Raw genomic sequence first — 15,016 nt, forward strand, 5'->3', positions numbered from 1 at the left:
TTGTTATAGATTATAATCCAGCTCGTCATGCTGAATTTATTTCAGCATCTACTGTGTATAAGACCCCTGAAATGAATTTACTTCGTAGCTTTCCGCTGCGCTACAGGTCAGGGTGACGACTGCTCATTCTAAACGGCTATTTGTGGGTAACTATTATTTCTTAAATTTGCTGCATTAAACATATCAAAGAATGCCTGCAATTTCATTTTTTACTGAATCGGTTACTTACAATCTTCCTCAAAAACTGAAGGTTAAAAAATGGATTAAAGCTACTATTGAAAAAGAAGGATTTAAGCTTCAGGAACTTAACTTTATTTTTTGTAGTGATGAATATTTGCTTGGCATCAATCAGCAGTATTTAAATCATGATACCTATACTGATATAATTACATTCGATAATTCAGAAGAAGAAAAAAAAATTGTTAGTGATATCTTTATTAGTATTCAACGTGTTAAAGAAAATGCAAAAACGTTTAAAACTAATGATTTTGATGAGGTTTGCCGCATTATGATACACGGAACGCTTCATTTGCTTGGTTACAAAGATAAAGGCAAGGTTGCTAAAGCCCTTATGACGCAAAAGGAAGATGAATATCTATCTTATAGAGCTGAGGCTGGCTTAAATGCATAAAAAACCACTAACCTGATTTGGATTAATTGCTTCGATTTCAGATTCCCATGTTTCTTGCAATGACTTCATGTATCGGCAAAGCTATCTTAAATATAAATTACTGTACCAGAGTTATTTAAACCCGATTGTAGCGAAAACAAAAAGCTTTTTCAGCTTTGTTGTAGCAAAAAGCGGGACCAAACACACCTATCATAACAGGAATTTGCTTTCCAAAAATATTTTTTATTTCCTTTTCGTCTAATATTATTGGGCGTTCGTCTATAATATCTCCAAACTGGTATAATACAATGATTTACCGTGCAACGTTTTTGCGCTATTGCAGTCTTATATTCAAAACAACAACAAAAGGATTTAAGAAATTTATAATATAAAAATCATGAAAAACTCTATTAAAAATTTATTCACAGCAGCTTTAACAACAATTATTTTAGGCGCAACAGCCGTAACAGCTAACGCAGCTGATAAAAGTAACAATTACACAAATTTGACATCGGTAAAAAACATCAGCAAAATTAAAATCAGTGGAAATGTAAAATTGATTCTGATTCAAGATGCCAAAGAAAGTGTTGAGGTTTTCGATAACTATTATACCAAAAACGCACTTGTTCAACAGCAAAATGGTGAGTTAAGGGTTAGCTCTTTCAATGCTGAAGCATTAACGGTTATTGCACATGTAAATAACATTACAAATATTGAAGCATCCAACAATTCTTCAGTTAAAACTGCCGGAAATTTTAATTTATTAAACCTTAGTGTGGTATTAAATGATAAAGCAACCGCAGATATTACTGCAAATACGTTAAGCTTAACCACTAACATTAATGGTGCAAGTGCACTTAACTTAAAAGGAAGTACAGAAAACTATAATGCGGTTTTAAGCTCATCGGCAAAAGTTGGTATGAACGATTTTACTGCAACTGATAGTAATGTAAGTGCAGCGCCAATTGTGGTTTATAGCGCCAATCGTTTTGAAGATTTAAAATTAGAATTATTGGAAACGATAATCTAAATCAAAGATAAAGTTTAGTTTTAGTTAATGATAGAAGCAGCGGCGGAGCGATTCCTCCGCTGTTTTGTTTTTTATATAGGTTTAGATAATCAATATTCTGCCATATTTAGGGCTTAAGCTACGCTTTAGAAATACGATCCATTCTCTCAAATATTTTATCCGTACTTTTGTAGCAATTTTCCTTTATAAATTCGAAACACAAAGAAATTGAGCACACTAATTGCGGCAGAAGGCTTAGGTCATGGTTATCATGATGAATGGCTATTTAAAAATTTAACTTTAGGCATTAACTCTGGTCAGCGTGTAGCGTTGGTTGGAATTAATGGCGCTGGTAAGAGTACCCTTTTAAAATTATTAGCAGAAAGATTCCCTCCGCTTGAAGGTAAAATTGTAAAAAATAAAGCTGTTAAAATTGGTTTCTTAGATCAGGAACCTCAATTTACTGAAGGTTTTTCTATTAGCGATCATATTTTTTCTTTAGAGAATAAACAACAGCAATTAATCAAGGAGTATGAAGAACTAATTGAAAATCCGAATCCTGACGAGAAAACACTTAATCGTTTATACGAAGAACTAAGTGAACATAATGCTTGGGAATATGAGCATGAGATTAAAACCATTTTAAATAGAATGGGCATTACTCACTTGCAACAAAAAATATCTACCCTTTCTGGTGGACAAAAGAAACGTTTGGCGTTGGCTAAGTTGTTAATTGAAGATCCCGAGATTTTGGTATTGGATGAACCAACCAACCATTTAGATATTGATACTATTGAATGGTTGGAAAAACTCTTAACTACTGGACAAAAAACAATTCTTCTTGTTACCCACGATAGATATTTTTTAGATAATGTGTGTAATACAATTGTGGAATTAGATAAGGGCAAGATTTTTAATTACAATGGAAATTATGCTTACTTTTTAGAAAAGAAAAGTGAAAGGGAGGCTTTAGATGCAACTGTTTTACATAAGAACCAACAGCTATTAAAGAAAGAATTAGAGTGGATGAGGCGCATGCCACAGGCTCGTGCTACAAAATCTCAAGCTAGGATTGACGCCTTTTACGATTTAGAAGAAAAAACTAAGAAAAAGTCTGATAACCAAAGTGTTACCCTTAAAATGAAGATGTCTCGCCAAGGCGGTAAGATAATTGAGTTAGAGCATATCGAAAAGGCTTTTGATGGTCGGCCGATTATAAATGATTTCAGCTATACTTTTAAAAAAGGCGATAGAATTGGTTTGGCAGGAAAAAATGGGACTGGTAAATCGACACTTCTAAATATTATTACCAGTCAATTAACGCCAGATGCGGGTAAGGTAGACACTGGAGAAACTACAGTTTTTGGCTACTATAAGCAAGGTGGTTTAACCTTCGATCCAAAGGAGCGTGTAATTGATATTGTAAAATCAGATGCAGAATATATCAAGATGGCAGACGGTTCTGTTATTACAGCTTCTGCCCTATTAACGCTTTTTCTTTTCCCTCCGAAAAAACAGCACGGTATGGTAGAAAAATTAAGTGGTGGAGAAAAGAAGCGTTTAAACTTGATGAAGGTTTTAATGCAAAATCCAAACTTCTTAATTTTAGATGAGCCAACTAACGACCTAGATATTGATACCTTAAATGTTTTAGAAGAGTTTTTAGAGAATTTCCCTGGTATATTAATGTTGGTTTCTCACGATAGATATCTGTTAGATAAGATGAGTGACCAGTTATTTATCATGGAAGGCGAAGGTGTAGTTAAGATTTACAACGGAAACTATTCTGAATATAGATTGAGTTTAGAATTGCCGAAAAAGGTTGAGTCAAAGAAAGCACCTGCTCCTACTGTAGAAAATATTCAAGCCAAAGCAACTAAAAAATTAACTTACAAAGAGCAAAAAGAACTAGAAGAAAGCGAAAAGGGTATTGAGAATACAGAGCTTGAGATTACAAAACTGACCACTACTTTACTATCTATAGATGCTTCGGATTATATTAAAATTCAGGAAGTATCAAAGGAAATAGAAGCGTTAAAAAAACGTTTAGATGAATACACGTTTAGGTGGTTGGAGCTTTCGGATAACTAATAACTTCTAATAATTGTTCACGTTGTTTCACGTGGAACATTATAAATATTACATAAAATAAAGTTTACGTTCCACGTGGAACATTAATAATAGATTGAAATGTTTTCTAAATATGATTTGATTGTGGTTGGTGCTGGACATGCAGGGTGCGAAGCCGCTGCTGCTGCAGCTAACTTAGGATCGAAAGTTTTGTTGATAACCATGAACATGGGGACTATTGCTCAAATGAGTTGTAACCCGGCAATGGGAGGCGTAGCAAAAGGCCAAATAGTACGTGAGGTTGATGCAATGGGAGGCTATTCTGGAATTATATCAGATAAATCAACCATACAATTTAGAATGCTCAATAAATCTAAAGGCCCTGCAATGTGGAGCCCTAGAGCACAAATAGACAGGATGAAGTTTGCCGAAGAATGGAGATTAGCTTTAGAGCGTACTCAAAATCTTGATATGTGGCAAGACAGTGTTGTGGGTTTATTGGTTAAAGATAATACAGTTTACGGAGTTAAAACATCACTTGGCATCGAGATAGAAAGTAAGGCAGTTGTACTTACTAATGGTACGTTTCTAAATGGAATTATCCATATTGGTGAGAAGAAATTTGGAGGTGGTCGCACAGCAGAAAAATCTTCAACTGGTATTACTGAACAATTAGTAGAATTGGGTATGGAAGCCGGGAGAATGAAAACCGGTACCCCACCCCGAGTTGATGGAAGAAGTTTAGATTATTCTATGATGGAAGAGCAATGGGGTGACAATGATAAAAGCAAATTCTCTTTTACAGACACTGAAGTTTCAACTGACCAACGTTGCTGCTGGATAACTTATACAAATAGCGAAGTGCATGAAACCTTAAAAGAAGGTTTTGAAAAATCGCCAATGTTTACTGGCAGAATCAAAGGCCTAGGTCCAAGGTATTGTCCATCTATTGAAGATAAAATCAATCGCTTTGCAGAGCGAGACAGACACCAAATATTTGTTGAACCTGAAGGATGGAATACCTGCGAAATTTATGTAAATGGCTTTTCAACTTCACTTCCAGAAGATGTACAGTTTAAAGCTTTGAGATTAATTCCAGGATTTGAACAAGCCAAAATGTTTAGACCAGGTTATGCTATTGAATATGATTTCTTTCCACCAACTCAATTATCTTTAACACTTGAGACAAAATTAATAAGTAATCTATTTTTAGCTGGACAGATAAACGGAACAACTGGATACGAAGAAGCGGCTTGCCAAGGTTTTATGGCTGGTATAAATGCACATCAAAAAATTAATGATAATCATGAACTGATCATGAAAAGATCAGAAAGTTATATAGGTGTTTTAATTGATGATTTAGTTACCAAAGGTACGGAAGAGCCTTACAGAATGTTTACATCAAGAGCTGAACATCGGTTATTATTAAGACAAGATAATGCAGATATCCGTCTCTCTCCTATCGGACACGAATTGGGTTTGATATCTGATGAACGTTTAGAAAAAGTTAAACAAAAAGTTGCCGCTGCAGATGCGTTAGTAAAATTTACAAAAAGCCAGGGTATTGAGATGGCTGATGCAAATCCAATGCTCGAAAGTTTAGGGTCAAGTGCGTTAAATCAAAATGTAAAAATACATAGTTTAGTTGGTAGACCACATGTTGGTTTACAAGATATTATTAAAGTGAGTAAGCCATTGGCAGAAGCAACTAAAGAACTAGACGAAGAAACAATTGAGCAAGCTGAAATAAAAATTAAGTACGAAAGCTATTTCGAAAAGGAAAATGAAATTGTAGCTAAAATGCTTAAGATGGAGGACAAGGAAATTCGTCCAGACTTTGATTACAATAAAATTGTTTCCATCTCAAAAGAAGCTCGCGAAAAATTATTTAAAATAAAACCTCGAACTTTAGGTCAGGCATCAAGAATTTCGGGTGTTTCGCCATCAGATATTTCAGTTTTAATGGTTTACATAAATAAGTAATTGATAATCAGTAATTTATAAAAAATATATTGAATTAAAAAATAATTTCACAGAATCGAATAAAAATAATTTTTAACCTTACAGTTCCAGAAACAATTAAAACGTCTTAGAACGCTTAAAAAATGCCAAATTTAAAACAACAGTATTTTAATCTAATAAATTTAATTGCCTTAGCAATTATTGCAGGTTTTTTTGGCTGTGCGTCCCCCCAACCCATTACTGGTGGTCCGCAAGATAAAACGCCACCGAAGGTTTTAAGCATAACGCCAAAAAATTTAACAAGGAATTTTAATGCTAAAAAAATTGTAATAAATTTTGATGAGTATTTTAAAATCGTAGATGAAACCAAAGAATTTTCAATTTCACCAGAATTAGAAAAAGCACCTATTTTAAAAATTAAGAAAAAATCTCTAGAGATTTCCATTGCCGATACGCTTGAAAAAAATACAACTTACACTTTAAATTTTGGTAAGTCTATTGCCGACATAAATGAAAGTAATGTTTTAAAAAATTTCTCTTATGTTTTTTCAACTGGGCCGGAGATAGATTCTTTATCTTTAAGTGGAAAAGTTACGAACGGTTTTACTGGTGAAGATGAAATGGATGTAACAGTTTTTATATTACCTGTTGAAAGAGATACGCTGTTTGGAAAAAGACGTCCATCAATTTATACCTTAACCGATAGCTCAGGAAATTACAAACTCAACAACTTAAGAAAGGGAAAATACAAAGTTTATGCTTTAAAAGAAATTAAAGGTGGTGGAGATAAAATATATCAGCAGATAACAGATGAAGTAGGTTTTATAAAAGAGCCTATAGAAATCGATAAAAACGTTGAGAATGTTAATCTTAACGTTTTCAAGGAATTAGCCCCAGAATTTCGAGTTACTGAAAGCAAAATAAATACAGACGGTAGCATTAGTTTAAGCTTTACTCAGCAACTTAAAAAACCTGAAATAACGGTTGTTGAACCAGCTGCAATTGACGTTGGCAAACGAGTTGTATTTAGCAAAAACAACGATACAGCAAAGGTTTGGTTAAATGATTTAAGCTTTGATTCTGTAAAAGTTGCTATAAAGGATGGTGGGAAAGTATTACAAAATGTTAATTTAAGTCGATCCAAAAGAGATACTTACACACGTGATTTAACGCCTACAGATAATGCAGGAGCCGGAAAACTTAATCCGTTTCAGCGTTATACGCTCAATTTTCCTATTCCTATTACAGGCGCAGATGCATCAAAGATTACTTTATTAGATGATTCGATAAAAAGAACTACATTTCAATTATTAAAAGACAGTACGGATTTTCTTAAATACTATGTTATCTTCCCTTGGAGAGCAAAGAGAAATTATGATTTAAAATTTGCAGCAGGTGCATTTACCGGAATCTTTAATGCTAAAAACAAAGAATTTGTAAAAAAATTCACACTAGATGCTACTGATAATTACGGTAATTTAGCCTTGAATATTTCGGTTCCGGATACTGCAAAAAGTTATTTGGTTGAAATTCTGAATGAGAAAAAAGTATTGATAAAATCTTACAACATCAGATCAAACATTAAACTTAACTTTAATAATTATCCGGCTGCTAAGTATTTAATCAGAGTAGTTTACGATGAAAATAAAAATGGAATTTGGGATACCGGAAATGTAAAATCTGGTATTCAACCAGAAAAAATCTGGTATTCAAAAGATGAAATTTCTTTAAGACCAAACTGGGATATTGAAAATAATCTAACTATCCCTCCTCCGCCAAAACAATAATTATGGCTTTGTAAACCACTCAGAATACATAATATAATTATCAGGTAACTTATTTAGTAAAGCCCTTTGCTCATCAGTAATAGGCTTTATTTTTTTTGCAGGTGTTCCGGCATAAAGAAAACCTGTTTCACAAATTGTATTTTCCAAAACAACAGAACCAGCTGCTATAATACAATATTCTTCAATAACTGCATTATCCATCACAATAGCCCCCATTCCAATCAATACATTATCCTGAACTGTACAGCCATGTACAATAGCATTATGTCCAACAGAAACTCGATTTCCAATATGTGTTGATGCTTTTAAATACGTAGCATGAATTACAGCACCATCCTGTATATTAGAATCATTTCCTATCGTAATCGCATTCACATCACCTCTAATTACCGCATTAAACCAAACCGAACAATTATTACCTAAGATAACATCGCCAACTATAGTAGCGTTTTCCGCAATGAAATTATCTTTTCCTATTTCTGGATATTTATTTTTTACTGGAAGTATTAAAGGCATAATTAAAATGTTAGATGTCTGATGTAAAATTGAATGTACTCAGCTATCGAAGACCATGAATAAATTAAAATACAGTATCAATTAGTTTTTCAGCGTGATTAGGATAGTCAGTAGTAAAATGCAATCCCCTACTCTCTTTACGTTGCATGGCAGACTTGATAACCAAATAAGCAGTTTGAATAACGTTTCTCAACTCGCAAAGTTTAACTGAAACTTTATTCATTTTATAAAATTCTTCCGTTTCCTGATAAATTAAAAATAGTCTACGATGCGCTCTTTCTAAACGGAAATCAGAACGAACAATACCAACATAATCGCCCATAATTTTTTGTAACTCACGAAGATTATGCGTGACTAATACATCCTCATTACTTTGCGTTACACCTTTAGAATCCCACTCCGGGATATTATCAGGTATAATATTGTTTTTAAAATGCTCAATTGCATCTTGATAAATACGATGTGCAAAAACGGTAGCTTCTAGCAATGAATTGGAAGCCAATCGGTTAGCACCATGTAAGCCAGTAGATGAACATTCGCCACAAGCGTATAAATTTTTAATAGAAGACCGACCATATTCATCAACCAAAATACCACCACACATGTAATGTGAGGCAGGTGTAACCGGAATATAATCCTTGGTCATATCAATACCAATAGATAGACATTTGGCGTATATATTAGGAAAATGTTTAAGAATATCTGCTTTCTTTCTCATCGTAATATCCAAATACACAAAATCATCACCCGATTTTTTCATTTCATTATCAACTGCCCTGGCCACAACATCACGTGGCGCTAAAGATTTACGCTCATCATATTCTTGCATAAACTCCTCCCCATTTTTACGACGAAGTACACCACCGAAACCACGAACAGCTTCAGAAATTAAGAAAGATGGATACTCTCCAGGGTGATACAAAGCCGTTGGATGGAACTGAATAAACTCCATATTCCTAACTTTTCCTTTAGCACGGTAAACCATCGCCATACCATCGCCTGTTGCAATTACCGGATTTGTAGTGGCAGAATAAACGTGTCCGGCACCACCCGAAGCCATCACTGTAACGTTTGCCACAATCTTTTCCACATCGTTAAGCTCTGTGTTAAAGGCATATATACCATAACAGTTAATATCTTCGGTACGTTTATCAACAAACTCACCAAGGTGATGCTGGGTAATTAACTCCAGGGCAAAGTAATGTGTTAATATCTCTATGTTCGGATTCTCATGAATTTCTTTTAACAAAACCCTTTCAATTTCATATCCGGTGATGTCTTTGTAGTGCAAAACACGATGTTCAGAATGACCACCCTCTTTAGCTAAATCGTAAAAACCTGCATTATCTTTATCGAAGTTTATGCCATAATCTATGATCTCCTGAATGCGCTGAGGTCCCTCTTTTACAACGATTTCCACAATTTTTTTATCACACAAACCATCGCCCGCTATCAAGGTATCGTCTATATGTTTTTCAAATGAGTCATCCTTATCCACAACAACTGCAACACCGCCTTGTGCATATTTTGTATTTGATTCATCTTCGTTAGATTTTGTAACGATTAAAACCTTACCATACTTAGCCGCTTTAAGCGCAAAACTCAAACCCGCTATACCTGAACCAATTACCAGAAAATCTACTTTTCTCATCTAAAAAACATTTACTTTATCAACGCTGTTGATAACTATAGAACAACTGTTAGCTTTATGTAGAAATAAGACTAACAAATAAATTTGAATGTTTAAAGCTACTCTAAAAAGACAATTTGCCACAATCTTTTACCCAATTTTTAAGCACATTTGTACAAGTAATTAACTTTTCACACATTTTAAACAATTAACATTCCAGTATTGATAAATTTTGAGACATTTTTCGATAGTGCTGAAAATCAATCTTATCATATTACAAAAATGTAATCTAAATGTTAGTAAACGATTAACAACTTACATAAACGAACTTATTTTCGAAACTTGCCAACAATACTAACACACTAATAAACAAACAAGATTTATTTATTTAAAATAACTTATTAATTATTGAGACGTGGAAAGCTTTATCTTTGACCAACGTCAAAATTCAAAAAAGGAAAATTTAAAAATGAACATAGATGTCTTAGAAGAAATTAACAAAAAAGGATTTGTAGAGGAAGATATTGACCCGACACTAGACTTGTTTGTTGAAATCGAGAAATTAAAGAAAGAAAAGAATGCGATTATTTTGGCGCATTATTATCAAGAACCTGATATTCAAGATATTGCTGACTATATTGGAGATAGTTTAGGCTTATCTCAAGAAGCTGCAAAAACTGATGCTGAGGTAATTGTATTTGCCGGAGTGCATTTTATGGCAGAAACGGCAAAGATATTATCGCCTACAAAAAAGGTTTTATTGCCAGATGTTAAAGCTGGTTGTTCTTTGGCAGATAGTTGTCCACCGCACTTGTTTAAAAAATTTAAGGAGAAATATCCCGACCATTTGGTGATTACATACGTAAACTGCACAGCTGAATTAAAAGCTTTAAGTGACATTGTTTGTACATCTACAAATGCGGTTCAGATTGTAGAAAGCTTACCTAAAGACCAAAAAATTATTTTCGGACCGGATAGAAATTTAGGAGCCTGGGTTGCTAAAAAAACAGGTAGGGATTTAGTATTGTGGAATGGTGCTTGTATGGTTCATGAAATTTTTTCTCAGGAGAAAATTACAAAGCTTAAAGAACGCCATCCGAATGCAAAATTTATTGCCCACCCGGAATGTGAGGAACCAGTTTTACGAATGGCTGATTACATCGGTTCTACTACAGGCTTGTTAAAATATGCCATTTCCAATCCAGCAACTGAATTTATTGTCGCTACAGAAAGTGGTATTATCCACCAAATGGAGAAAGCTTGCCCGGATAAAACTTTTATTCCTGCGCCACCAAATAATAGTTGTGCTTGTAACGATTGCCCATACATGAAGCGAAATACTTTAGAAAAACTATATTTATGTTTAAAAAATAGTTCACCGGAAGTAACTGTTCCAGAACATATTATAGAACAAGCTCGCAAACCAATTCAAAGAATGTTAGATATTTCTGCAGAATTAGGGTTGTAAAAAATTGCCACACTGAGCTTGTCGAAGTGCATTAGTCTTCGATAAACTCAGACGGACTTTTGGATAAATAATAAAAATGAAAATAACAGATATCCTTAAAAATTATTCAGGCTTGCTCTGGTTGCTCCTCGGAATAACCGTTGGTAGCATTGTGGGTTTAATTTTTGGGAAAAGCGTTGAAAGTATAAAACCACTAGGAGATATATTTCTAAACCTGTTGTTTACAGCCGTAATTCCACTGGTATTTTTTGCAGTTTCTTCGGCAATAGCGAATATCGACAGGTCAAAAAAGTTAGGAAAACTGCTTACCATAATGGTGCTTGTTTTCTTATCAACGATATTAATTTCAGCTATGCTGACTTTGGTTGCAACATGGATTTTTCCAATTCATCAGGAACTTGGTCATAATGTTTTGCCATTAGAGAATGAGAAAATTCAATCTTTTGGTGAACAAATGACTCAACTTTTAACTGTTGGAGAATTTTTTGAGATTGGCAGCCGTAAAAATATGCTAGCCTTAATCATTTTCTCAGTTTTGGTAGGGTTTTCAACATTATATTCGGGTAAAGATGGTGAAGGTTTCAAAAATTTTCTGGTTTCAGGAAATGAAGTAATGAAAAAGCTTATCATCCTGATAATGAAGCTTGGACCAATTGGTTTAGGGGCATATTTTGCTTATCAGGTTGGTGTTTTCGGTCCACAACTATTTGGAACTTATGCTAAAGCTTTGGGTTTGTATTACGGAGTTGGTGCATTTTATTTCATCGTATTTTTTACGCTCTATGCCTTCATTGCTGGAGGTTTTAAGGCAATAAAAATCTTTTGGAAAAACAATATTGTACCATCATTAACTTCGGTAGGAACCTGTAGTAGCATTGCAACTATTCCTGCAAATTTGGAAGGAAGTTCGAAAATGGGTGTTCCTGCTTACATCACAAATGTGACCATTCCGTTAGGTTCAACTCTACATAAAGATGGTTCGAGTATTAGCTCTATCGTTAAAATTGCGGTTGTTTTTGCAATTTTCGGTAAAGATTTAACCAGTGTAGATACCATACTTTTAGCTTTGGGCATTACCGTATTAGTGAGTATCGTTGAAGGTGGAATACCAAACGGTGGTTACATTGGAGAATTATTAATGATTTCTGCTTATCAATTACCACCTGAAGCACTTCCACCAGCAATGATAATTGGAACTTTAGTTGATCCTATGGCTACCTTATTAAATGCTACCGGAGATAATGTTGCAGCGATGTTAATCGCCAGATTTACTGAAGGAAAAAACTGGATGGAGAGTAAATTAAACTGATGTCGTCACGTTGAATTTATTTCAGCGTCTACTTTAAAAGATGCTGAAATAAATTCAGCATGACGAATATTTATAAAAATAAATTCGGGGGCTTCGCCCCATTATTGCAAAAAAAAGTAAAAATATGTTTGAAAACAAAGAACGTACAGATATAAATGAATTAGGTGAATTTGGCTTGATTAAGCATTTAACCACCAATTTTAAAATTAAGAATGATTACTCGGTAAAAGGTATTGGTGATGACGCTGCCGTTTTAGATGCAAAAGGACAACAAACGCTTATATCAACAGATTTGCTCTTAGAAGGAATTCATTTCGATTTATCTTATGTACCACTTATGCACTTAGGTTATAAAGCCGTTCAAGTTAATTTGAGTGATATATATGCAATGAATGGCAAGGCAAGCCAAATAACAGTTTCCATAGGGTTATCTAGTAAGTTTCCGCTAGAGGCTGTAGAGGAAATTTACAAAGGAATTGAATTGGCTTGTAATAAGTTTAACATCGATTTAATTGGTGGAGATACCTCATCAAGCAAACAAGGATTGGTTATCAGCGTGACCAGTATTGGTTATGCCGATGCTGATAAAGTTACCTATAGAAATGGTGCGCAAGAACACGATTTACTTTGTGTTTCGGGCGATTTAGGTGGTGCTTATGTTGGGCTTCAAATTTTGGAAAGAGAGAAATTAATTTATCTGGAAAATCCTCAAATTCAGCCAGATTTAGAGGGAAAAGATTATATCATAGAGCGCCAATTAAAACCAGAAGCCAGAATGGATATTGTTGCTTTATTGGAAGATATGAACATCAAACCCACTTCAATGATTGATATTTCTGATGGTTTGGCTTCTGAAATTTTACACCTGGCAACGCAAAGCGATAAAGGTATAACCATTTACGAAGAAAAAATTCCCATCGACCCAATGACTTATGAAACGGCCCGTGAATTGGGAATTGACCCTACAGTTTGTGCTTTGAGTGGTGGTGAAGATTATGAATTGCTGTTTACCATTTCTCAGGAAGATTATAAAAAATTAAAGCACGATGTAGACATTACCGTGATTGGTCATGTTACCGATAAAAATTCAGGCTGCAAAATGGTTTCAAAATCAGATAATGTACATGAGCTGAAAGCACAAGGTTGGAATGCTTTTAATAAATAATTGAGGTATTTCTAGCACCCTCGTCATTGCGAGGTACGAAGCAATCTCTACTATTAGATTGCTTCGTGCCTCGCAATGACGACTTTTTATATTACTCCTCTTCCAAATACTTCATATCAATTTGCTTCGTCGCTTTTGCCCCCAATTTTTTAATCTTTTCTGAAGTATTAACCAGATTTCCAGAACCATCAGATAATTTATTTAAGGCTTTATCGTAAGCATCCTGACCATTTTTGATGTGTTTGCCGATAGTTTCCATATCCGAAATAAAACCTACAAATTTATCGTACATACTTCCGCTTAAACGAGCAATTTCCATTACATTTCTATTTTGTCTTTCCTGTTTCCACATGCTTGCAATGGTGCGTAAGGTTGCCAACAAAGTAGACGGACTTACGATAACCACCTTTCTATCCCAGGCAAAATTGAAAAGCTCTGCATCTTTTTGTACGGCAATACTAAAAGAGGATTCAATCGGTACAAAAAGTAAAACAAAATCGGGAGAATTAATTTTGTACAAATCCTGATAATTTTTAGATGAAAGTTCTTGTATGTGATTCTTAATAGAAGTTAAATGCTGTTTTACATAGCCCTCACGCTCTTCATCCGTTTCGGCTGACACAGAACGCTCGTATGCAACCAAACTCACCTTAGCATCAACAACAAGATGTTTACCGTCTGGTAAGTCAATAACAACATCTGGTTGGTAGCGACCGCCTTCGGCGGATATCAGCGAGGCTTGAATGCGATACTCCTGATCCCGAACCAAACCCGAACGTTCTAAAACTTTTTCTAGGATAACCTCGCCCCAATTACCTTGCTTTTTACTGTCGCCCTTTAAAGCTTTGGTTAAATTATTGGCGTCTTCCTGAATAAGTTTACTTTGTATCTGAAGCTCAGAAATTACGCCTTTCAAAATATTTCGCTCATCTGATTCGGCTTTGTAAACTTTTTCGACCTTTTCTTCAAATGCCTTTATATTTTCTTTCAGCGGATTTAAAATCAAATCTAAATTTGTTCTATTCTGTTCAACAAAACGGATGGATTTCTCTTCTAAAATTTTATTGGCTATCAATTCAAAATCTTTATTAAACTTCTCTTGATTTTGCTCTAAACTTGCTTTTTGGGCTGCCAATTTTTCTTTTTCTGCTTGATAAAATGACTTTGTTCCTTCTAATTCTCGATTGGCATCGGCTAATCTATCGCGTTCGGTTTGCAATTCGTTGATTAAGCGTTGTTGTTCTTGCTTAAGTAGTAAGGTAATATGTTCTTTCTCGGCAGATAAGTTTGAAGTCCGCTCATCAGCCTTTGCCAATGAGATTTTTAAAGCATCATTTTCAGTCTTTAATTTTTCGAAATCTTCAACAGAAATTACTGACAATCCATTTTGTGGCTTTTTTAGAAATAACAGCACTAAAACAATTAAGATAACGACTAATAAAACGATTGGTGCAAACTCCATATTGATAATATTTTTAGTAAAAATCAAT

Annotated in this window: 11 protein-coding genes; 8 read left to right on the plus strand and 3 right to left on the minus strand. The window is 34.4% G+C overall.

Going from position 1 to position 15,016, the window contains the following annotated elements; genetic code table 11:
* The first annotated feature begins 190 nt into the window (after nucleotides 1-190).
* From ybeY to QWY86_RS08195, 5 genes are all read left to right on the plus strand, one after another.
* Nucleotides 191-631, plus strand: coding sequence for an rRNA maturation RNase YbeY (ybeY, locus tag QWY86_RS08175; RefSeq protein ID WP_290240735.1), 441 nt, complete (start codon nucleotides 191-193; stop codon nucleotides 629-631).
* Nucleotides 632-1,007: 376 nt separating this feature from the next.
* Nucleotides 1,008-1,640: a GIN domain-containing protein gene (locus QWY86_RS08180; protein ID WP_290240737.1), complete on the plus strand. Its 633-nt coding sequence runs from the start codon at nucleotides 1,008-1,010 to the stop codon at nucleotides 1,638-1,640.
* 207 nt (nucleotides 1,641-1,847) lie between these two features.
* Entirely contained in the window at nucleotides 1,848-3,710 is a 1,863-nt protein-coding gene (locus tag QWY86_RS08185; RefSeq protein ID WP_290240739.1) for an ABC-F family ATP-binding cassette domain-containing protein, read from the plus strand.
* Between the two features lie 99 nt (nucleotides 3,711-3,809).
* Nucleotides 3,810-5,672, plus strand: a complete 1,863-nt coding sequence (gene mnmG, locus QWY86_RS08190; protein ID WP_290240742.1) for a tRNA uridine-5-carboxymethylaminomethyl(34) synthesis enzyme MnmG — start codon at nucleotides 3,810-3,812, stop codon at nucleotides 5,670-5,672.
* 122 nt (nucleotides 5,673-5,794) lie between these two features.
* Nucleotides 5,795-7,438 (plus strand): Ig-like domain-containing protein, encoded by a 1,644-nt coding sequence (locus QWY86_RS08195; protein WP_290240744.1) that lies wholly within the window; start codon nucleotides 5,795-5,797, stop codon nucleotides 7,436-7,438.
* Here QWY86_RS08195 and QWY86_RS08200 read toward each other — a convergent pair whose 3' ends face one another.
* Entirely contained in the window at nucleotides 7,439-7,954 is a 516-nt protein-coding gene (locus QWY86_RS08200; RefSeq protein WP_290240746.1) for a gamma carbonic anhydrase family protein, read from the minus strand.
* A 64-nt stretch (nucleotides 7,955-8,018) separates the two neighbouring features.
* Nucleotides 8,019-9,605 carry an L-aspartate oxidase gene (gene nadB / locus QWY86_RS08205; RefSeq protein ID WP_290240747.1) on the minus strand — a complete coding sequence of 529 codons (1,587 nt, stop codon included), beginning with the start codon at nucleotides 9,603-9,605 and terminating at the stop codon, nucleotides 8,019-8,021.
* 448 nt (nucleotides 9,606-10,053) lie between these two features.
* On the opposite strand from nadB, the gene nadA reads away from it, so the two are divergent.
* The 3 genes from nadA to thiL all read left to right on the plus strand — a co-directional run bounded on the left by nadA (nucleotide 10,054) and on the right by thiL (nucleotide 13,526).
* Nucleotides 10,054-11,052, plus strand: coding sequence for a quinolinate synthase NadA (gene nadA / locus QWY86_RS08210; protein WP_494338194.1), 999 nt, complete (start codon nucleotides 10,054-10,056; stop codon nucleotides 11,050-11,052).
* A 76-nt stretch (nucleotides 11,053-11,128) separates the two neighbouring features.
* The gene (locus QWY86_RS08215) at nucleotides 11,129-12,361 is read left to right on the plus strand and encodes a dicarboxylate/amino acid:cation symporter (RefSeq protein WP_290240752.1); all 1,233 of its coding nucleotides are present in this window, start codon (nucleotides 11,129-11,131) and stop codon (nucleotides 12,359-12,361) included.
* 124 nt (nucleotides 12,362-12,485) lie between these two features.
* The gene (gene thiL, locus QWY86_RS08220) at nucleotides 12,486-13,526 is read left to right on the plus strand and encodes a thiamine-phosphate kinase (protein ID WP_290240754.1); all 1,041 of its coding nucleotides are present in this window, start codon (nucleotides 12,486-12,488) and stop codon (nucleotides 13,524-13,526) included.
* 91 nt (nucleotides 13,527-13,617) lie between these two features.
* Here thiL and QWY86_RS08225 read toward each other — a convergent pair whose 3' ends face one another.
* Nucleotides 13,618-14,988, minus strand: a complete 1,371-nt coding sequence (locus QWY86_RS08225; RefSeq protein WP_290240756.1) for a DNA recombination protein RmuC — start codon at nucleotides 14,986-14,988, stop codon at nucleotides 13,618-13,620.
* Nucleotides 14,989-15,016: the final 28 nt, after the last annotated feature.

Source organism: Pedobacter aquatilis, assembly GCF_030409415.1.
Lineage (GTDB): Bacteria > Bacteroidota > Bacteroidia > Sphingobacteriales > Sphingobacteriaceae > Pedobacter > Pedobacter aquatilis.

Coding starts and splice junctions, on each gene's coding strand:
- ybeY (WP_290240735.1), top strand. CDS start 191: ATGCCTGCAATTTCATTTTTTACTGAATCGGTTACTTACAATCTTCCT.
- QWY86_RS08225 (WP_290240756.1), bottom strand. CDS start 14,988: ATGGAGTTTGCACCAATCGTTTTATTAGTCGTTATCTTAATTGTTTTA.
- nadB (WP_290240747.1), bottom strand. CDS start 9,605: ATGAGAAAAGTAGATTTTCTGGTAATTGGTTCAGGTATAGCGGGTTTG.
- mnmG (WP_290240742.1), top strand. CDS start 3,810: ATGTTTTCTAAATATGATTTGATTGTGGTTGGTGCTGGACATGCAGGG.
- thiL (WP_290240754.1), top strand. CDS start 12,486: ATGTTTGAAAACAAAGAACGTACAGATATAAATGAATTAGGTGAATTT.
- QWY86_RS08200 (WP_290240746.1), bottom strand. CDS start 7,954: ATGCCTTTAATACTTCCAGTAAAAAATAAATATCCAGAAATAGGAAAA.
- QWY86_RS08215 (WP_290240752.1), top strand. CDS start 11,129: ATGAAAATAACAGATATCCTTAAAAATTATTCAGGCTTGCTCTGGTTG.
- QWY86_RS08180 (WP_290240737.1), top strand. CDS start 1,008: ATGAAAAACTCTATTAAAAATTTATTCACAGCAGCTTTAACAACAATT.
- nadA (WP_494338194.1), top strand. CDS start 10,054: ATGAACATAGATGTCTTAGAAGAAATTAACAAAAAAGGATTTGTAGAG.
- QWY86_RS08195 (WP_290240744.1), top strand. CDS start 5,795: ATGCCAAATTTAAAACAACAGTATTTTAATCTAATAAATTTAATTGCC.